Origin of the sequence: Streptomyces sp. NPDC048481 (assembly GCF_043200075.1) — a bacterium.
Classification (GTDB): domain Bacteria; phylum Actinomycetota; class Actinomycetes; order Streptomycetales; family Streptomycetaceae; genus Streptomyces.
In genome coordinates this window covers 120,602-140,035 of record NZ_JBICXC010000002.1, presented here as the reverse complement: position 1 = coordinate 140,035, position 19,434 = coordinate 120,602, and the positions used below count along the sequence as shown (strand labels likewise).

General features: G+C 73.8%; 18 protein-coding genes. 7 read left to right on the top strand and 11 right to left on the bottom strand.

Going from position 1 to position 19,434, the window contains the following annotated elements:
- Positions 1-154: 154 nt before the first annotated feature.
- The 5 genes from ACGFSH_RS06895 to ACGFSH_RS06875 are packed head-to-tail and all read left to right on the top strand — an operon-like array spanning position 155 to position 5,792.
- Entirely contained in the window at positions 155-2,929 is a 2,775-nt protein-coding gene (locus ACGFSH_RS06895) for a nitrate- and nitrite sensing domain-containing protein (RefSeq protein ID WP_393345727.1), read from the top strand.
- Positions 2,926-3,429 carry a roadblock/LC7 domain-containing protein gene (locus tag ACGFSH_RS06890; RefSeq protein WP_393345725.1) on the top strand — a complete coding sequence of 168 codons (504 nt, stop codon included), beginning with the start codon at positions 2,926-2,928 and terminating at the stop codon, positions 3,427-3,429. The genes ACGFSH_RS06895 and ACGFSH_RS06890 overlap by 4 nt, the downstream gene beginning before the upstream one ends.
- Positions 3,426-3,866 (top strand): DUF742 domain-containing protein, encoded by a 441-nt coding sequence (locus tag ACGFSH_RS06885; protein ID WP_329413519.1) that lies wholly within the window; start codon positions 3,426-3,428, stop codon positions 3,864-3,866. Before ACGFSH_RS06890 ends, ACGFSH_RS06885 begins: the two co-directional genes overlap by 4 nt.
- Entirely contained in the window at positions 3,847-4,503 is a 657-nt protein-coding gene (locus ACGFSH_RS06880; RefSeq protein WP_393345723.1) for an ATP/GTP-binding protein, read from the top strand. Before ACGFSH_RS06885 ends, ACGFSH_RS06880 begins: the two co-directional genes overlap by 20 nt.
- 35 nt (positions 4,504-4,538) lie before the next feature.
- Positions 4,539-5,792: a styrene monooxygenase/indole monooxygenase family protein gene (locus ACGFSH_RS06875; RefSeq protein ID WP_393345721.1), complete on the top strand. Its 1,254-nt coding sequence runs from the start codon at positions 4,539-4,541 to the stop codon at positions 5,790-5,792.
- 19 nt (positions 5,793-5,811) lie between these two features.
- On the opposite strand, the gene ACGFSH_RS06870 is transcribed toward ACGFSH_RS06875, so the two are convergent.
- The 10 genes from ACGFSH_RS06870 to ACGFSH_RS06825 form a co-directional block, all read right to left on the bottom strand.
- Complete coding sequence (locus ACGFSH_RS06870) at positions 5,812-7,164, bottom strand: C40 family peptidase (protein WP_393345719.1); 1,353 nt, start codon at positions 7,162-7,164, stop codon at positions 5,812-5,814.
- A gap of 184 nt (positions 7,165-7,348) precedes the next feature.
- Positions 7,349-7,630, bottom strand: a complete 282-nt coding sequence (locus ACGFSH_RS06865; RefSeq protein ID WP_393345717.1) for a hypothetical protein — start codon at positions 7,628-7,630, stop codon at positions 7,349-7,351.
- A gap of 14 nt (positions 7,631-7,644) precedes the next feature.
- Complete coding sequence (locus ACGFSH_RS06860; RefSeq protein ID WP_351362190.1) at positions 7,645-8,295, bottom strand: helix-turn-helix domain-containing protein; 651 nt, start codon at positions 8,293-8,295, stop codon at positions 7,645-7,647.
- A 129-nt stretch (positions 8,296-8,424) separates the two neighbouring features.
- On the bottom strand, positions 8,425-9,363 hold the full coding sequence (locus tag ACGFSH_RS06855) for a diiron oxygenase (protein WP_393345715.1): 939 nt from the start codon (positions 9,361-9,363) through the stop codon (positions 8,425-8,427).
- Between the two features lie 106 nt (positions 9,364-9,469).
- Positions 9,470-10,927, bottom strand: a complete 1,458-nt coding sequence (locus tag ACGFSH_RS06850; protein ID WP_393345713.1) for a penicillin-binding transpeptidase domain-containing protein — start codon at positions 10,925-10,927, stop codon at positions 9,470-9,472.
- Positions 10,924-12,441: an FtsW/RodA/SpoVE family cell cycle protein gene (locus ACGFSH_RS06845; protein WP_393345711.1), complete on the bottom strand. Its 1,518-nt coding sequence runs from the start codon at positions 12,439-12,441 to the stop codon at positions 10,924-10,926. The genes ACGFSH_RS06850 and ACGFSH_RS06845 overlap by 4 nt, the downstream gene beginning before the upstream one ends.
- 53 nt (positions 12,442-12,494) lie before the next feature.
- Positions 12,495-13,145, bottom strand: coding sequence for an SH3 domain-containing protein (locus ACGFSH_RS06840; RefSeq protein ID WP_393345709.1), 651 nt, complete (start codon positions 13,143-13,145; stop codon positions 12,495-12,497).
- Between the two features lie 70 nt (positions 13,146-13,215).
- Entirely contained in the window at positions 13,216-14,562 is a 1,347-nt protein-coding gene (locus ACGFSH_RS06835; RefSeq protein WP_393345707.1) for an ATP-binding protein, read from the bottom strand.
- Positions 14,559-15,344, bottom strand: a complete 786-nt coding sequence (locus ACGFSH_RS06830) for a hypothetical protein (protein WP_393345705.1) — start codon at positions 15,342-15,344, stop codon at positions 14,559-14,561. The genes ACGFSH_RS06835 and ACGFSH_RS06830 overlap by 4 nt, the downstream gene beginning before the upstream one ends.
- A 483-nt stretch (positions 15,345-15,827) precedes the next feature.
- Complete coding sequence (locus ACGFSH_RS06825) at positions 15,828-16,337, bottom strand: protein phosphatase (protein WP_393345703.1); 510 nt, start codon at positions 16,335-16,337, stop codon at positions 15,828-15,830.
- Positions 16,338-16,449: 112 nt separating this feature from the next.
- Here ACGFSH_RS06825 and ACGFSH_RS06820 point away from each other — a divergent pair, with 112 nt between their 5' ends.
- On the top strand, positions 16,450-17,253 hold the full coding sequence (locus tag ACGFSH_RS06820) for a nuclease-related domain-containing protein (protein WP_393345701.1): 804 nt from the start codon (positions 16,450-16,452) through the stop codon (positions 17,251-17,253).
- Between the two features lie 74 nt (positions 17,254-17,327).
- Here ACGFSH_RS06820 and ligD read toward each other — a convergent pair whose 3' ends face one another.
- Positions 17,328-18,227, bottom strand: coding sequence for a non-homologous end-joining DNA ligase (gene ligD, locus ACGFSH_RS06815; protein ID WP_393345699.1), 900 nt, complete (start codon positions 18,225-18,227; stop codon positions 17,328-17,330).
- A 46-nt stretch (positions 18,228-18,273) separates the two neighbouring features.
- Here ligD and ACGFSH_RS06810 point away from each other — a divergent pair, with 46 nt between their 5' ends.
- Positions 18,274-19,422 (top strand): Ku protein, encoded by a 1,149-nt coding sequence (locus tag ACGFSH_RS06810; RefSeq protein WP_393345697.1) that lies wholly within the window; start codon positions 18,274-18,276, stop codon positions 19,420-19,422.
- Positions 19,423-19,434: the final 12 nt, after the last annotated feature.

The window sequence follows — 19,434 nt, the reverse complement described above, 5'->3', positions numbered from 1 at the left end:
CCTCCGATGTTCACTCCTTCGGGTGGCGGGGCAAGCGATGCGCGGACCCCGCACACCGGCACTGGGAGGGTCGGAAACCGTACCGGACGCAACGCGCCACTTGACGGAGCGTCACATCCGGCCCATGGGTAACGAGTCAGGAATGCGAGCACCGGTGCAGAAGACGCGGCCTCGGCGTACAGGCAGTCAGACGGCCTCCGAGGGGGGCGCGGAGCGCACCCCCGTCGGCAAGGGCCGCCCGACCCACGTGCGCAACCGGCTGATCGTCGCGGTGGCCGTGGTGGCCGCCGCCGTCGCCGGAGCCGGCGCGCCCTCGATCCTGGCCGCCTCCGGGCAGCTGAAGGACTCCCAGGACCTGGTCACCCTGGCCGAACAGAGCCAGGACGCCCTCGCCCTCGCCCAGTCCCTGGCGGACGAACGCGACGAGGTCACCTCCTACGTCGCCGCCGGCCGCGTCAAGGCGAAGGCCCCCTCCACGCAGAGCAGCGCCCGCGTCGACCGCCAGGCGCGCGAGCTGATCACCGGGACGGAGGTCTCCGCCGCGCTGCGCAAGGCCCTCGCCGCCGTCCCGTCCGTGCGGCAGTCCGCCCTCACCGGCAGGAGCGGCGCACTCCAGGCGCACCAGGACTACTCCGAGGTCATCGCCGCGCTCCACGTCCTCGTCGACCGGCTGGCCGAGCAGATGCCGCCGCGCGCCGGATCCGGCGCGTACGCCCTCGCCGAACTCGACAGCGCCGTCCAGCAGGCCGCCGCGACCCGCGGGCTGCTCCTCGCGGCACTGAACGTGCCGACGAGCGAGAAGACCTCCTACGACCCCCTCACGGGCCGGTCGAGCACCGAGAAGGTCTCCTCCGACACCGACGCCAAGCAGCGCGACGCCCTCGCCGCCGCCGCCCAGCAGGCCCGGCTGCGCTCCGACGCGGCCCTCGCGGACTTCCGCGAAGGCGCGCCCGAGGACACGGTGGCCGCCTACGACTCCACCGTCACCGGCGGCGACGTCGACGCCGCCGAGGCCTACCTCGCCACCCTCACCGACCAGCCGGAGCTCAGCGGCCGCGACCTCGACACCGGCGTCAAGAAACTGGACGCCTCGCTCTCGGCCCGCCTCGACCTCATGCGCGGCGCCGAGTCCTCGCTCTACAGCCACCGCGTCGAGGACCTCGCCCGGCTGCGCGACGACGACGTCACGGACCTGGAGATCCGCGTCGCCGTCCTCGGCGCGCTGATGCTGCTCGCCGTCGCCGTGTCCACCGGCATGGCCCGCAGCCTCACCCGCCCGCTGTCCGTGCTGCGCAGGGGGTCGGCACGGCTGGCCGGGGCCGAGAACCCCGCGGCCGAGGAACCGGTCGCGTTCACCGGCCGCAACGACGAGTTCGCCCAGGTCGTCCGCTCCGTCAACGCCCTGCACCAGCACGCCGTCGCCCTCCACGAGCGCGTCGCCACCCTGGAGTCGGACCGCAAGCACCTCGTGGGCCAGCGCCAGCGGATGGCCGACGCCCGCGAGGAACTGCGCGCCGAACTCGACTCCTCGGCCGCCCAGCTGGAGGGGCTGCGGGACAGCATCAGCGGGACGTTCGTCAACCTCGCCCTGCGCACCCTGGGCCTGGTCGAGCGCCAGCTCGCCGTCATCGAGGGGCTGGAGGAGCGCGAGCAGGACCCCGACCGGCTGGCCACGCTCTTCAAGCTCGACCACTTCGCCACGGTCATGCGCCGGCACAGCGAGAACCTGCTGGTCCTGGCCGGCACCGAACACGTCCAGCAGCACGCCGGGCCCATCCCGCTGGTCGACGTGGTCCGCGCCGCGGTCAGCGAGATCGAGCGTTACGAGCGCGTGCGCATCTCGGCCCTGCCCCCGCACGCGCACGTGGCGGGCTTCGCCGCCGACGACCTCTCCCACCTGCTCGCCGAACTCCTGGAGAACGCCACCGCGTTCTCCCCGCCGGACCTGCCCGTCGAGGTATCCGGCTGGCTGCTGGAGAACGGCGAGGTCATGCTCTCCGTCCAGGACGAGGGCATCGGGATCCCGGCCGGCCGGCTCGACCGGCTCAACGGCCGCCTCGCCGAGTTCGACCCCGAGACGCCGTACGACCAGGAGGGCGAGGAGGGACTCGGCCTCGGCCTGTACGTGGTGGCCCGGCTGGCCCACCGGCACGGGGTGCGGGTGCGGCTGCGCGAGCAGAAGCAGGGCGGGGTCGCCGCCGTCGTCGTCCTGCCGACCCAGCTCCTCGCCGCCGCCCCGGCCGCAGCGGTCCCCTCCTCGGCGCCCTCCTCCGCGGCGGCCCCCGCCTTCTCGCTGCCCGGCGCCGACGCCGAGGCCAACTCCAACGTCCTGCCGGGCCGTTCGAAGCCGGCCGACCCGCTGGTCGCGATGGCCGAGAAGGCCGTACGGCAGGCGAAGAGCCCGGCCGGGACGCCCGCGGAGACGCCCGCCGAGACCACCATGGAACTCCTGCTGCCGAGCCCCCAGGAGGAGCCCGGCGCCGCGCAGGACGAGCACACCCACCCGTCCCCCGACGCCGGCCGCGACGACGCGCCCCCGGAGGCGACCGCCCCCGCCCGCGAGGCCGCCGCGGACGAGGCCGGCCCCGAACACGCACGCACCCCCGACATCCCGGAGGAACCCCTCACCGACAAGGGCCTCCCCAAGCGCACACCCAGGATCACCGCGCCCGCCCACACCCCGCGCCAGCGGACCGGCTCCGTCGACGCGGACGCCCTCCGCCGCCGTCTGGGCGGTTTCCGCCGGGGGGCGGAGGCCGGCTACCGCGAGGTGGAGGCGGAGATCGCCGAGAAGACGGGCCAGAACCGGGTTCCGTCCCAGGAGGCCGTACGCGACGCCGCACGCGGCACCGCGCGGAAGACAGCTCAAGAAGCACACGCACACGCCGAAGAAGACACGGGGGGCACAGTCGAGGAGGCAAGCAGTTGACCGCGCCCAGTACCTTCGGACTGAGCAGTGAAGCCCGAAACCTGCACTGGCTGTTGACCAACCTCGTGGAGGAGGTCCCCGGCATCCAGTCCGTCGCCGTCGTGTCCTCGGACGGCCTGCTCCTGCTGTCCTCGGACGCAGCCCACAACGACGAGGCCCGCCAGGCCCGCGAGACCAGACCGTCCGGCCCGCGCGGCTCCGCCGCCGACCTCGCCACCATCGTGTCGGGCATCGGCAGCCTCACCATCGGCGCCGCCAAGCTCATGGAGTTCGGCGGGGTCAAGCACACCATGATCGCCATGGACGAGGGCAGCCTCTTCGTCATGTCGATCAGCGACGGCTCGCTCCTGGGCGTGCACGGCTCCGCCGCCTGCGACATGAGCGTCGTCGCCTACCACATGGCGCTCTTCGTGGGCCGCGCCGGACACGTCCTGACCCCGGAACTCCGCAGCGAGCTGCGCAAGTCCCTGGAGTCCGAGCCGACGGGGAGCGTCCGATGAACGCCGTGCCGATGCAGCCCCAGGGCGGCAGGCAACTGCTCCCCGTGCGCGGCGGCGACCGCAAACCGGCCCGCGTGCGCCCCTACTCCCTCACCGGCGGGCGCACCCGCTTCGGGCACGTCCTGCTGGTGGAGACGTTCGTGTCGAGCACCGCCGCCCTCGACGCCCCCGAGGAGCGCCGCGAGCTGACGAACGGGTCCCTGAAGTCCACGGTCATGCCGGAACTGCGGGCCATCGTCGAACTGTGCCGCCGTATGCGCACGGTGGCCGAGATCGCCGCGCTGCTGAAGATGCCGCTCGGCGTGGTCCGGGTCCTCCTCAGCGACCTCGCGGACCAGGGAAAGATCCGTGTGTACGGCACCGGTACCGCTCACGGTACGGGCCGTCCCGACCGCGCTCTGCTGGAAAGGGTGCTGAGTGGACTCCGTCGTCTCTGACGCCGCCTCCTCCGTTGGCGTCACCCCCCTCGTCGCGCCCGTGACCGAGCCCGACGAACCCCTGCGGCCGTGGCAGACCGACCGCACCCGCGCCCCCATAGCCACCAAGATCGTGATCGCGGGCGGCTTCGGCGTCGGCAAGACCACCCTCGTCGGCACGGTCTCGGAGATCGAGCCCCTCCAGACCGAGGCGCTGATGACGGAGGCCAGTGAGGAGACCGACGACCTCACCGGCACGCCCGAGAAGACCACCACCACGGTCGCCATGGACTACGGCCGCCTCACGCTCGACGACGACCTGGTGCTCTACCTGTTCGGCACACCGGGCCAGCAGCGGTTCTGGTTCATGTGGGACGACCTGGTGCGCGGCGCGATCGGAGCGGTCGTGCTGGCCGACACCCGCCGCCTCAAGGACTGCTTCCCCGCCCTGGACTACTTCGAGAGTTGCGGACTGCCGTACGTCGTCGCCGTCAACCACTTCGACGGCAGCGAGCTGTTCGAGCCCGAGGACGTGCGGGAGGCATTGACGATCCCCGCGCACATACCTGTCATGATCATGGATGCGCGGCGCCGGATCTCGGTGATCGAGACCCTCCTGGCCCTGGTGGGCCACGCGCTCGACGAAACCCCCGAGTAAGGCCCCCCAGCAAGGCCCTTCAAGGAGTCCCCCGCATGCGGAAGATACTCGTCGTCGGAGCCGGCCAGTCCGGTCTCCAGCTCGCCCTCGGCCTCCAGTCGCACGGGTACGAGGTCACCCTGATGTCGAACCGGACGGCGGACGAGATCCGCTCCGGCCGCGTCATGTCGACGCAGTGCATGTTCCACACCGCCCTCCAGCACGAGCGCGACCTCCAGCTGAACTTCTGGGAGCAGCAGGCCCCGAAGATCGAGGGCCTCGGCGTCTCGGTCGCCGCCCCCGGCTCGCACGACCCCGGCCCCACCCAGCGCGCCATCGACTGGCTCGGCCGGCTCGACGGGCACGCCCAGTCCGTCGACCAACGGGTGAAGATGGCCGGCTGGATGGAGACGTTCGCCCAGCGCGGCGGCCAGCTCGTCATCCACGGCGCGGCCGTCTCCGACCTCGACTACTTCTCCCGCGCCTACGACCTCGTCCTCGTCTCCGCCGGCAAGGGCGAACTCGTCCAGATGTTCGCCCGCGACCCGGAGCGTTCCCCCTACAGCGAGCCGCAGCGCGCCCTCGCCGTCGCCTACGTCCACGGCCTGGGCCCGCGCCCGGAGCACCCGGACACCGAGGCGGTCCGCTGCAACCTCGTCCCCGGCGTCGGCGAGCTCTTCGTCATGCCCACGCTGACCACCTCCGGCCGCGCGGACATCCTGTTCTGGGAGGGCATACCCGGCGGCCCGCTCGACGTCTTCAAGGGCGTCAAGGACCCCGCGGAGCACCTCTCCCTGACGCTGGAGCTGATGGAGAGGTTCACGCCCTGGGAGTACGCGCGGGCCACCCGGGTCGAACTGACCGACGCCGGCGGCACCCTGGCCGGCCGCTACGCCCCCACCGTCCGCAACCCGATCGGCCGCCTGCCCGGCGGGGGCCTGGTGCTCGGCGTCGCCGACGTCGTCGTCGCCAACGACCCCATCACCGGACAGGGCTCCAACTCCGCCTCCAAGTGCGCCGCCGCCTACCTCGCCTCCATCCTGGAGCGCGGGGAGAAGGAGTTCGACGAGGAGTGGATGCGCGCCACCTTCGACCGGTACTGGGACACCGCGCGGCACGTCACCAAGTGGACCAACGCGATGCTCGCCCCGCCGCCGGAGCACATCATCGGCCTGCTGGGCGCGGCCGGGCAGCTTCAGCCCGCGGCTGATCGTTTCGCCAACGCGTTCAACGACCCGGCCGACTTCGAGAACTTCTTCTACGAGCCCGAGAAGACGGCGGCCTACCTGGGCTCGCTGACCGGAGCCTAGGCCGCCGTCACGGCCGCGGTCACGGCCGCCGGAGGTCCCGCTCCCGTCCCGGTTCCCGTCCGGGCAGGGGCGTCGGCGGGAGCTTCGGCGGCCGGTAGCGCCGTACCGGCTCGCCGCCCGGATCCGGACGCACCGCGCCGAGCACCGGGTTGGACGCGAGCGGGGAGACCTTCACCTTCTCGCCGGTCCGCGGGGCCTGCACCACCAGGCCCCGCCCGAGGTACAGCGCCACATGCGTGGCCTCGGGGAAGTAGATCACCAGATCCCCCGGCCGCAGCTCCTTCAGCGGGATCCGCTTCAGCCGCGCCCACTGCTCCTCGCTGGTGCGCGGGACCGGCGTCCCCGCCTGCCCCCAGGCCCGCGAGGTCAGCCCCGAGCAGTCGTACGACCCCGGCCCCTGCGCGCCCCACTCGTACGGTTTGCCGAGCTGGCGCACCGCGTACCGCACGGCCTTCACGCCCTCCTGCGACGGCTTCCCGTCGTCGCCGAGCGCACCCGACGCCACGAGCCTGTCCTGCGCCCGCGCCACCCCGTCGCGCTCCAGCGCGGCGAGCGCGGTGAGCTGCTCGGCGGTCAGCGACGCCAGGAGCTCCTGGACGTCGTCCAGGCGCCGGCGCACGTCGTCGCGCTCCTTCTTCCTGCGCGCGACGAGGGTGAGCTGGCCGTCCAGGGCGGCGCGGGCCCGCCGGGCCAGTCCGTCGGCCCTGCGCTCACCGCCGCGCAGCCGTCCGACCGTCTCCTCCCGCTCGCGCGCCAGCCGGCCGATCACATGCCCCTGGTCGAGGGCGTGCTGCGGATCCCGGGCGAGCAGGAGCCGCAGGTAGGGGGAGAGGGCGGTGCTGCCCTGGTACTGCTGGCGGGCGAGCCGTCCCGCCGCGCCGCGGCTCTCGTGCAGTGAGAGCCGCGCCTTCGCCAGAGCGCCGTCCAGCCGCCCGGTCTCGGCGCGCCGCCGCCGCAGCTCCTCCTCCGTGGCGTTGTAGGCCTCGGTGGCCGCCTCGGCCTCCCGGTACAGCCGCTGAAGGTCCTTCAGCAGCGCGGCGACGCTCCGCCCCCCGGATCCGGGCCCGGCGTCTGGGTCGGCCCCGGGGTCCGCGTCGGAACCGGCGTCAGGGTCGTCAGGGTCGTTCGGGGTGCCGGGCGTCTCGGCTCCGGTGTCCGCCGTCCCGCCCCCACCCGCCCCCTCACCCGGATCCGCACCTGCATCCGTGTCCGCGTCCGAGTCCGCGTCCGGGGTCCGCGGTGCGGCCGTCGCGTGCGCGCCGGCTCCCGGTGGCCCCGTCGTGGCCGCGGCGAGTCCGGGGGCCAGCACGGTCTGCGCGGCGAGCGCCGCCGTGGAGACCGTACAGGCCAGACGCAGCAGTCTTCCTGACACGCCATCACCTCCGCTGCGGGGTGGCCCCTCCATCCCGCAGGGCGAGCATCGGGCGGGTGCCCGGGGTGCGCGCGCCGGGTGCGCGGTTCGGCGCAACGACGTCACCCGTCGGCGTCGACCCGCCGTCCCACCGGCGTGGCGTGGCGCCCGGCGCGCGCGGACGGTGCGTGCGCCCGGCGGCGGCTCACGCGTCCGGGCGGGCGGCGGGCCGGGACCAGGGCCAGCGCGGCCGCCCGCTCCGCTTCCCCTCGGGGTCGAACGCGTACTTCCAGCCCTGGGGGAGCCCGAGCTTCCTGCTGTGCCCACGCGGCACCCGCCGGTAGACGAGGACGGTGGGCGGGCCTCCGGCCGCGTCGGGCACGGGGATGCGGTACGTCTTGGGCGGATGCCCGGTCGGACCCAGCAGCACGGGCAGCACCCGGCCGTCCATGGGCCCGCCCTCGAAGGGGGTGTCTTGGCTCTTCACCGGTCCAGTGTCGATCAGATCTCCGCGCTCAGCGCACCCCGGACCAGTTCGGCGGTCTGCGCGTCCCGCGCCGCGGTCACGGCCAGGACGGCGACGAACTGGTCGACCAGCCAGTCCCGCAGCTCGTCGGCGGGCGGCTGCTTGTCCTCGTCGAGCCAGATGAGGGAGGCCGCCTCGACGGCCGTGATCCACATCCGCACGGTCATCCGCAGTCGCGGCCCGGGGTCGGGGACCTCCAGATGACGGTAGATGGCCTCGGCGGCGGCCCGGCGGACGCCGTCCACGATGGCGGTCGTGCGGGAGGTCTCCACGACGCTGCCGCCCTGGAGCAGGGCGCTGAAGCCGGCGTCGTGGCGGCCGACGAAGGTCAGGTAGCGGTCGAGGACGCGGGCCAGGCGGGGGAGGAGCGGACCGTCGCGCGGCTCGTCGAAGCAGTGCAGGAGTTCCTCGGCGGCGGAGCGCAGGGCGGCCTCGTAGAGCTGCTGCTTGCCGCCGGGGAAGTACCGGTAGACGAGCGGCCGGGACACTCCGGCGGCCTCCGCCACGTCGTCCAGCGAGACGTCCTCGGGGACGCGGTGCGCGAAGAGCGACAGCGCCGCGTCGAGGAGCTGGCTGCGGCGCTCCTCGACGCTGAGACGACGGTAGGCGGGAGCGGCTGGCGTCATGACGAGCAGCGTAATCGCCCGCGCCCGCCGCGGGCCGCGCTCCCCGCCCCGGCCCCACCCCCGCGCGGGCGGCGGCGCCCCACGGTGTCCCGGCGGGGCGCGGGGTGCAGGGCGGGGTGCGGAGCGCGGTCAGGCGAGCAGGCCCGACGACTTCCACAGGCGGCGGCCCACCCCGCGCAGCACGCCGATGTCGTCCAGGAAGTCCGTCAGCCGCTTCGCTCCCGTCTGCATGACCTCCCGCCGGTGCCCGCTCGCCTTGACCTGCGCCAGGGCCTCGCGGCGGTCCAGGCCCACGTTCTCGTACACCTCGGGATTGACGAAGGCCACGCTGAACACGCGGGCGAACTCGCCGGACGTGACGCGGGTGAACTCCTGCGACCACCTCGGCGCCGTCACCATCTGGCGGCGCAGCTCCTCACGGGCGTAGCGCACGTGCCGGGCCTCCTCCACGACGTGGATGCGGGTGACGCCCCGCACCAGCGGCTGGACCCGCTCGTCGGGGAACGTCAGCCGCTGCATCCAGTCCAGGACCTCCTCGCCGAGGAGGGTCGCGGTGAACGAGCCGGGCGTGGTGGAGATCGTCTTGAACAGGCGGCCCATGTGCTGGTGGGCGCGGCTCACCGGGTACAGGGGCGTGCCGCCGCGCTCGATGAGCCGGGCGAACATCTTCGAGTGCCGGCACTCGTCCTCGATCTCGGTCAGCGCGTAACGCACGTGCGCGCTCGTCGCGGCCTTGTCGTAGATGTGCCGCACGAGGAGCTGCATGAGGATGATCTCGAACCAGATGCCGAGCGAGGCGAGCGCGGCGGCCTCGTGCTGGGACAGCAGGATCCGCTGCTCCTCGCTCATCCGCCGCCACATCGGCGTGTCGTACAGCGACACGAGCTCCGGCGGCCAGAACCACTTGCCGTCCTCGAAGGGCGCGTCCCAGTCCAGCTCCTTGTCCGGGTCGTAGGAGTGCTTGGCGGAGGACGCGAGCAGCCGCTCGGCCACCTGCTCCCGGTCCTTGAGCAGGCCCAGCGCGTCCCGCAGCCCTTCCAGCGCGTCGGCATCCGTGAGGGTCGTCATGCTCTTATGAGACTGCTTGTCAGCAAGGCCGTCAATCCCCCGGGCATCACTTCTTGGCCGGGCCCCGCCCCGACGCCGTCGCGTCGCCCGCCCGGAGCGGCCCGGCTCAGGAGTTGAGCACCGCCTCCATGACCGCCCGCGCGATCGGCGCCGCCATGCCGCCGCCGGTGATGTCCCCACGGCGCGCCGACCCGTCCTCCACCACCACCGCGACCGCCACCCTCGGCTCCAGGTCCCGTTCGCCCTGCGCCCAGGAGACGAACCAGGCGTAGGGGATGCCGGCGTTGCCCAGCCCGTGCTGGGCGGTGCCCGTCTTGCCGCCGACGACCGCGCCGGGGATCGCCGCGTTGGTCCCCGTGCCCTCGCGCACCACGTCGGCCATCAGCTCCCGCAGCCGCCGCGCCGTCGAGGGGAGCATCGCCCGGCGGGACGGGCGCGAGCCGGCCGTGGCCACCGTCGCCCCGCCCCTGCGCGTGGTCCGCTCCACCAGGTACGGCGTGCGCACCTGACCCCCGTCGGCCACGGCCGCCGCCACCATCGCCATCTGGAGCGGGGTGGCCCGCGTGTTGTACTGGCCGATCGAGGACAGCGCCAGCTGCGCCCGGTCGAGCGAGGTGTCGAAGGTGCTCGGCGCCACCCCGAACGGGATCCGCAGCGCGTCGTCGTTGAAGCCGAACGCCCGCGCCGTGCGGGTCATCCGGGCCAGCCCCGTGTCCACGCCGAGCTTGGCGAACACCGTGTTGCACGACCACTCGAAGGCCTCCCGCAGCGGGGCGTCCTCGCAGCCGTCGCCCTCGTTCGTCAGGCTCGTCGTCGTCCCGGGCAGCCGGTAGGGGGCGGGGGAGTCGGTCGGCGCGTCCAGGTCCGTGACCACGCCCGCGTCCAGCGCCGCCGCCGCGGTGACCACCTTGAACGTCGACCCCGGCGGATACGTCTGGCGCACCGCCCGGTTCAGCATCGGCTTGTCCGGGTCGGCGTTGAGCCGGGCCCAGGCCCGTTCGGCCCGGCCGCCGTTGCCGGACAGCACTCCGGGGTCGTACGACGGGCTCGACACCAGCGCCAGCACCCGCCCCGTCGACGGCTCCACCGCCGCCACCGCGCCCTTGCGCCCGTCCAGTCCCTCGTAGGCGGCCCACTGGGCGTGGCGGTTCAGCGTCGTCACCACGTCGCCGCCGGGCGGCCGTCCGTGCGTGACGTCGTTCCACAGCGGGAACGGCGCGAGCATCGGATCCGACCCGGACAGGACGCCGTCCCCCGCGTGCTCCAGGAACGTCGTCCCGTACACCTGCGAGGCGAACCCGGTCACCGGCGCGTACAACGGCCCGTCCTGGTACGTGCGTTCGTAGCGCAGCTGCTCCCCGGTGTCCCGCGAGCCGGTGACCGGGGTGCCGCCGACGAGGATGTCGCCGCGGGGCTGCGCGTAACGGGCGATGGAGCCGCGCCGGTTGGCGGGGTTGTCGCCGTAGGAACCGGCCTGGACGAGCTGGACGCGCGCGGCGTTGACCAGGAGCGCCGCCAGCAGCAGGGCGCTGAAGACGGCGGCGTGCCGGATGTGCCGGGTCACCGGGATCTCCCTGGGCTCTTGTCGACGAGCGTGTCGACGGGTTCGCCGGGCGTGCCCCGGCCGTCCGCCGGGGACGAAGCTCGGGCGGCCGGCCCGCCGGACGTATGCGCGGACGGTTCGGTGACCGGGCGGGCGGACGGGGCGTCGTACGGTCTGCGCGCCGAGTCGCTCACCCGGATCAGCAGCGCCACGATCGCCCAGTTGGTGACGACCGAGGAGCCGCCCTGCGCCAGGAACGGCATCGCCATGCCGGTCAGCGGGATCAGGCCGGTCACCCCGCCCGCGATCACGAACACCTGGAGGGCCACGATCGAGGCGAGGCCCGCGGCCAGCAGCCGCCCGAAGGGATCGCGCAGCGACAGCCCCGCCCGGTAACCGCGCTCGACGAGCAGCCCGTAGAGCAGGAACAGCGCCGACAGCCCCGCGAGGCCCAGCTCCTCGCCCGCCGTCGCCAGGATGAAGTCCGACTTCACGGCGAAGCCGATGAGGACCGAGTGGCCCAGGCCCAGCCCGGTGCCCGACGCGCCGCCCGCCGCGAAGGAGAACAGCGACTGCGCGAGCTGGTTGGCGCCCTGGCCCGCCTCGATCGAGGCGAACGGATGCAGCCAGTCCTCGACCCGGCTGTGCACGTGCGGCTCCAGGCGTCCCACGGCCACCGCGCCCAGCGAGGCGAGCAGCAGCCCCACGGCGATCCAGCCGGTGCGGCCGGTCGCGACGTAGAGCATCACCACGAACAGGCCGAAGAAGAGCAGGGACGTGCCGAGGTCCCGCTCCAGGACCAGCACGCCGACGCTCAGCAGCCAGATCGTGACGATCGGGCCGAGCACCCGCCCGGTGGGCAGCTGCATCCGGCTGAAGCGCCGCATCCGGCGGCCCGCGTAGGCCAGCGCCGTGCGGTTGGCCGCCAGGTAGGCGGCGAAGAACACCGCCAGCAGCACCTTCGCGAACTCCCCCGGCTGGATGGAGAAGCCCGCGATCCGGATCCAGATGCGGGCCCCGTTCACGGCCGGGAACAGGATGGGCAGAGTCAGGAGGGCGAGCGCGGCGACCACGCACACGTACGCGTACCGCTGGAGCACACGATGGTCGCGCAACGCCGTCACGACCACGATGAACAGCGCCACGCCGACCGTGGACCACACGAGTTGCGTGGGCGCCGCCCGGTCGCCCGGCGTCTCCAGGTCAAGCCGGTAGATCAGGACCAGGCCCATCCCGTTGAGCAGCACGGCGACGGGGAGCAGCAGCGGGTCGGCACAGGGGGCGCGCAGCCGCACCGCCAGATGCGCCAGCAGCGCGAGCACCCCGAGCCCCGCCCCGTAGCCCGCGGCTCCGGGCGGGACGGCGCCGTCGCGGGCCAGGCCGACCGCGCAGTACCCGTACACGGAGAGCAGGACGGCCAGGACGATGAGGGACAGTTCGACGCCACGGCGGCGGGGGAGTCCCACCATGGCGGCGGGCGCGTCGGCCGCCGCCACGGTGGGACCGGTTCCCGCGCGGACTCCGGCTTTCGTCATGTCCGGAACCTACCCAAATGGGGCTCCTCGGGGGCCTTGTGCGGTCTTTCGGGTCAGCACCAGCGCGGCGTCGTGCCGATGACGTCGATGTACCGCGCCGCGCCCCAGGCCCAGGTGCCGTCCGTGAGGAGGTACCAGACGGAGTTGCCCTGGACGTTCTGCCCGGGGGTCCGGCAGAAGATGGAGACGATCTCGCCGCGGCGGGCGACCCGGATGACCTGGCTGCCCCGGTCGGGCGCGCTGCGCAGCAGCAGTTCGCTCGCGGTGACGCGTCCGCGGTAGCGGCGGGAGTCGTTGTGGTCGACCGACTGCCAGTTGCCGCCGCCGTCACCGCCACCCGACTGCCAGTCGCCGCCGTTCCCGCCGCCGCCTCCCTCGCCGGACTGCCAATTGCCGCCCTGGCCGCCCTGGCCGCCCTGGCCGTTCTGCCAGGTCTGCCCGTTCGGATTGCTCTGCCCGTTCGGGGTGTTCTGGTTGCTCTGGGCGTTCGGGTTCCCCTGGGCGTTCTGGTCGCCCTGGCCGCCTCCGCCGCCCCCGCCGCCCTGGTCCAGCCAGTCGTACGAGTCGTCGCCGCCCTGGGTGCTGTTGTTGCCGCCGTCGCCGTCCCAGTCGTCGCCGAGAGCCGGGGTGACGGCCGCGGTGGCGGCGAGCGCGCCGGCTGCGGTGACTATGGCCAGACGGGTGAGAGCCGAGCGCATGGACATGGCGATACCTCCACGAAGAGGGTGTAACTGACTTATCGCCACATTAGGAGCGGTTGGTGCGTGTCGCCCGTCACGCTGCGCCATCGGGGAGGCGCGCCGGGGCGGGCGGCGTCTGAGGCAGCGTCAGCGTCGCCACCGCGCCGCCGTCCGGCGCGTTCGTGAACGCCAGCCGTGCGCCCAGCACCTCGGCCTGGCCGACCGCGATGGTCAGTCCGAGCCCGTGGCCCTTGGCCCCGCCCTCGGTGCGGAACCGCTGCGGCCCGTGCGCGACGAGGTATTCCGGATACCCGTCCCCGTGGTCCCGGACGGTCACCACGGGCCCGTCCACCGTCAGCGTCACCGGAGCCCGCCCGTGCCGGTGCGCGTTGGCGAGCAGGTTGCCGAGCACCCGTTCCAGCCGCCGCCGGTCGGTCTCCACGTGCGCGTTGCGGACGATGACGACCGCGACCTCGCCGCCGGACGCGGGAGTCCCGTCGGCCGTCGTGGGCCCGGAGGCCGACGGCGTTCCCGAGAAGTCGGAGGCCTGCGCGGCCCGCACCACCCGCGCCGCCAGCGCGCCCAGGTCCTCGGCGTCCAACTCCAGCCGCTCCCGCCCGGTGTCCAGCCGCGAGATCTCCAGCAGGTCCTCGGTGAGCGTGCGCAGCGCCGTCACCCGGTCGCGCACCAGCTCCGTGGGCCGTCCGGGCGGCAGCAGTTCGGCCGCCGCGTGCAGACCGGTCAACGGGGTGCGCAGCTCGTGCGCCACATCGGCGGTGAAGCGCTGCTCGCTGAGCAGTTTGCCCTGAAGCGAGGAGGCCATGGAGTCCAGCGCCACGGCGACCGCGCCGACCTCGTCCTGCGGCCGGCCCGGCTCCTTGGCGCGGCGGTCGTCCACCCGGGCGTCGAGGTCGCCGGCGGTGATCCGGCGGGCCACCTGCGCGGTGGTGTGCAGCCGCCGGGTCACCCGGGTCACGGCGACCGCGCCGACCAGCAGCGTCGCCCCGATCGCCAGCGCCGACGACCACAGGATCGCGGTGTCCAGCGCCTCGATGGTGTGAGCGCTCTGCGAGTAGTCGACGGCGACCGCGAGGGCCCGCCCGCCGTCGGCGGGGCCCGCCGCCCACATCGTGGGGCGGCCCAGCCGGTCGGCGACCATCGTGCCGCGCTCCCCGGAAACCGCCAGGCCGCGCAGCGACGGTGGCAGTCCGGGCGGATCCAGGCTCGCCCCCCGGCCGAGCGAGTCCCCCGCCTCGAAGGCCGCGGTCGCGTCCTTCAGCCGGGACAGCGCGAGATCGCGGGCCTGGCCCACCGTCTGGTTGGTCACCGAGACGTGCACCAGGATGCCGAGCAGGGCGGCCAGCGCGCAGCACATCACCGTGATGAAGACGGCGGCCTTCACGGCGAGCGTGCCGGCCCAGGACGGCAGCGCCGGCCTCATCGGCCGCTCGGGGACGAGGACGCCGGCGGCGCAACGGAATCGGGCGAGGCGTCCGGTGAGGAGTCCGGGGCGGACGTCGAGGGGCCGGCCGGGGTGGAGGCCGAGCCGGAGGCGGAGGGCCGCGGGGAGTGCTTGCGGCCGCCGGTGCGGAGCATCTCGTCGTGGGTGAGCAGCATCGCCTGCTGCTGCTGGTCCCAGGTCCACTGCAAGCGGTACTCGTACCCGGCGACCTCGGAGGGGGCGCGGATGATCACGGACCGCCCTGCCAGCTCGACTCCGCTGACGGCGTCCTCGTAGGCCATGACCTGCACGAGCCTGTCCTTGCGCACGGTGTAGACGCGGACGGCCGTCAGATTGCCCGGCAGCTGCCGGAAGCCGAGGGTCAGGTCGGCGCGGCCGTCGCCGGTGAGGTCGCGGTAGTACGCCTTGAGCACGGGACATCTGGCGCCGCGCGCGCCGCTCGCGCCGCAGTCGGCCATCCGCCGGGCCGTCTCGGCGTAGGGCCCCTTCACGTAGTCGCCCGGATGTCCGGCGATCTCCCTGCGCACCACCGCGACCGGATCGACCTCGCGGATGTCGCCGCCGGGCACGGTGATGCCCTTGACCACCTCGGTGTCCACCTCGCCGATGTCGAACGCGGGGCTGGAGGCGGGGGTCAGGTCGGGCCAGAGCTTGTCCGGACTGATCGCCGTCGGCGTCGGGCCCGCGCCCTGCAACTCGCCGGCGTCGCCGCAGCCCACGGCGGCCGAGGCCAGCACGACGGCGACGGCGACGCCGAGCACGGCCCGGCCCGGGCGACGGGAAGGGCCCCGGCCACTGAAGCGAGCGCGGCGATGCGACCGACCGCGGCGGCCGGAGCGGCCGAAGGGACCGGGGAGACCGGGGAGACCGGGGAGACCGGAACGGCTGCGGGACACGGGACTCCTGTGGCTCCTCTCGGGGACGACGGCGCCAGGCCCCGTACACCTTATTCATACGGAAGTCCGTTTTGCGTACCGGTGGACCGGTGACGCTGAGGCAGCGTACTGCCGGGCACGGGCTGAGCGCTGTGGCGCTGACCATGGGCGAAACGATTCCTCTACGACCGGCGCACCCGCCTGCCTGCCCGGCCCCGACCCGCCCGGCCCCGATCCGACCGTCCGGCCCCCCCCGACCGTCCGGATCCCCCGACCGTCCGGGGTTCCGCCCCTCGGGTCCGTCCGCCGGCGCGCCCGCCCGGGTGCCGCCCACCTCGCGTACGCCGTCCGCCTCGCTCCGCCGTCCGCCTACTCGGCCAGTTCTTCCAGCAGCCTGGCCGTGGGCAGTCCCGCCCGCAGGTACTCCACGAACAGCTCGTTGTGCAGGGCCCAGGGCGAGCGCCGTGACCGTATCAGCCGAACGGCCCCGTCGGCCGAGTGCCCCCGTTCCGTCAACGCGTGGGCCACAACCAGGCCCGAGCGGTTGTAACCGCTGTAGCAGCGCACCAGCACCGCGCGGCCCTCGTCCAGCGCGTCCCCCGCGGCCTGCGCCAGCCGGATCACCCCCGCGAGCTGGGTCCCGTCCAGCGGCCCGTCCGGGATCGGCCACACCTGATGGCGCACGCCGGGGTCGGGCCCGTGGTCCGGCCGCTCCCGGGTCAGCGTCTGGACGAGATCGAACTCGCCGCGCACCACGGCCGGCCGCCGCTCTCCGCCGGGCCCCCGGAACTCGTGGCCGCCCATCCACAGGCCGGGCACGATCTCGCTCCACGGACGGTCCGGAACAGGTACGTCGGGCTGCTTCCTGCGGGTCCGCAACGGCGCCTCCCCAAACGCGCTGCCCAGTGCCTGCCCAACTCGCGCCGGGGGTAACCGCCTTCTTGCCCCCGGAGCACCCCGCCTGGTCCCATGGTCGCAGGGGTGATGGTGCATGAACGGACTGCGCGTCATACCGGTCTCGCGGCATGGCCAGGAACGGCTCTACGTCTGCCTCACGGACGGCAGCAACATCGCCTGGTACGACCGTGAGGCGGCCAGGATCAATCTCATCCGGGACGACCGCAGGGACGACGTCCTGGAGGCTCTCCGGTCCTTCGTCACCGGCCCGGTCACCGTGGGCCCGCCCCCGGTGCCGACCCCGGCGGAGCTGGCCCGCCTCTCCCTCCACCCGGACGACGACCTGGCCCCCAACCGTCCCGGCGAGGCCCTGCTGATCGACCTGGAACGCGACCCGCCCCCCGCCCACCGGCTGCGCACCGACCCGCGCCGCCGCGCCCTTGCGGCCGAGCAGACGGTCGGCGAGGCGCTCGACCGGCTCGACGGCGCGGGCTGGCACACGCTGCACTCCGTGCCGCTGCCCGGCGGCGACCGCGTCCACCACCTGGCCGTCGGCCCGGCCGGACTGTTCGCCGTGCACGCCGTCCACGCCCGCAGGCAGCGGGTCCGGATCGCCGACCCTATGGTCGCTCTGGGCCGCCGCGCCCCCGAGCCCCTGCTGCGCCGGGTGCGCGCCGACGCCGACCGCGCCTCCTACGCGCTGACGGCCGAGGTCCACCCCGTGCTGGCCCTCGTGGGCCCGGCGGAGGTCACCGTCACCGCGCCCCCGCGGGCGACCCGCATCCTCACCGACGCCGGCCTGCCCGGCCTGGCCCGGCTGGGCGGCGTGCTCAAGCCGGCGGACGTGGAGGCCCTGCACGCCATGGCCCGGGACCGGGGGACCTGGGCAAGGGTCTGAGCGGAGACCGCGGAGACCGCGGAGACCGCGGAGACCGTGCGGAGCCGGCGCCCCGCCGGGGAGCGCCGCCGGCGTCAGGAACCGGTCCCGGGGTCCGGCACCGATCCCGCGCGCCGCGCGTCGGTCAGCGGCGCCAGCAGGTCGCCGAAGTCCTGCAACCGCGGCGCGATGTCCGAGGCCAGGAAGGTGAGCGTGCCGGGCGACCGGCACGCCTCGACCTCCTCCCACGTCACCGGCGCCGACACGGTCGGCTCGGCGCGGGCCCGCAACGTGTACGGCGCGGCCGTCGTCTTGCGCGCGGCGTTCTGACTCCAGTCGACGAACACCTTCCCCGGCCGCAGACTCCGCGTCATCCGGTGCAGCACCAGCCGCGGAGCGGCCCGTTCCGCCTCCACGGCCAGCTGTTTGGCGTACTCCGTGACCCGTTCGGACGACGCCCCCCGCACCGCCGCCAGCAGATGCAGCCCCTTCGACCCGGAGGTCTTCGGGTACGCCTCGATGCCGTCCGCCGCCAGCCGCTCCCGCAGCCACAGCGCGACCTCGCAGCACTCGACGACGGTCGCGGGCGCGCCGGGATCGAGGTCGAGGACGAGCCGGTCGGCCGTCTCCTGCTCCTGGATCACCCACTGGGGCGTATGGAACTCGGTGACGAGGTTCGCCGCCCAGACGAGGCTCGCCAGATCCTGCACGACGACCATCCGCGCCGGCCCCTCCGAGCGCGGCACCTCGGCCCTGGTGACCCACTCGGGCGTCCCCGGCGGCACGTTCTTGGCGAAGAACACCTGGCCGTCGGGCCCGTCGGGATAGCGCAGGAAGGACAGCGGCCGGTCGCGCAGATGGGGCAGCAGGGCGTCGGCGACGGTCGCGTAGTAGTGCAGCACCTCGCCCTTGGTGAACCTGGTGGCCGGATACAGCACCTTCTGCAGATTGCTGAGCGCGAGCCGCCGCCCCTCCACCTCGGTGATCGGCGTCATACGATGAGAATCACACGAAACCGGTACATAACGCTCACTCGGGAGGGTGCTGCACGTGCGATCCATTTGGAACGGCGCCATCTCGTTCGGGCTCGTCAGCATCCCGATCAAGCTGGTCAACGCCACCGAGAGCCACTCGATCTCCTTCCGCCAGATCCACACCGAGGACGGCGGCCGCATCCGCTACCGCAAGGTGTGCGAGCTGGAGGAGCGCGAGGTCAGCTCGGCCGAGATCGGCAAGGGGTACGAGGACGCGGACGGCACCATCATCCCGATCACCGACGAGGACCTCTCCCACCTGCCGCTCCCGACCGCGAAGACGATCGAGATCGTGGCCTTCGTCCCGGCCGACCGGATCGATCCGCTCCAGATGGACGCCGCCTACTACCTCCAGGCGGGCGGCGCCCCGGCGGCGAAGCCCTACACCCTGCTCAGGGAGGCCCTCAAGCGCAGCCACAAGGTGGCCATCGCCAAATACGCCCTGCGCGGCCGTGAACGTCTCGGCATGCTCCGCGTCGTCGGCGACGCGATCGCCATGCACGGTCTGCTCTGGCCGGACGAGGTCCGTGCGCCGGAGGGCGTCGCCCCGGACACCTCCGTCACCGTCCGCGACAAGGAACTCGACCTCGCGGACGCCCTCATGGACACCCTCGGCGAGGTCGACCTGGACGACCTGCACGACGAGTACCGCGAGGCCGTCGAGGAGGTCGTGGCGGCGAAGGCGGCCGGCGAGACGCCCCGGGAGGCACCGAGCGCGCCGTCCAGCGGCAAGGTGCTGGACCTGATGGCGGCACTGGAGAAGAGCGTGCGGGCGGCCAAGGAGTCGCGGGGCGAGGAGACGGGGTCCGCGGCGGACGCGGAGGCGGACTCGGACACGGAGGGGGACGGCGACGGCGGGCCGGACTCCGGCTCCCGGTCGGCACGGGCCAAGGTGAGCCGCCTGCCGCAGCGCGAGTCCGCCCGCGGCACCCCGAAGCAGACCGGCGGCAAGAAGTCGACGTCGACGGCGAAGAAGACGGCGTCGGCCCCGAGGAAGTCGGCGGCGAAGAAGTCGACGTCCTCGAAGAGCGCGACGGCGGCGAAGAGCACGGCGGGCGCCAAGGGCACGACGAGGAAGACCGCCGCGAAGAAGACGGCGGCGACGGCGAAGAAGACCCCGGCGAAGAAGACCGCGGCCCGCAAACGCTCGGCCTGACCTGCCTCGTGC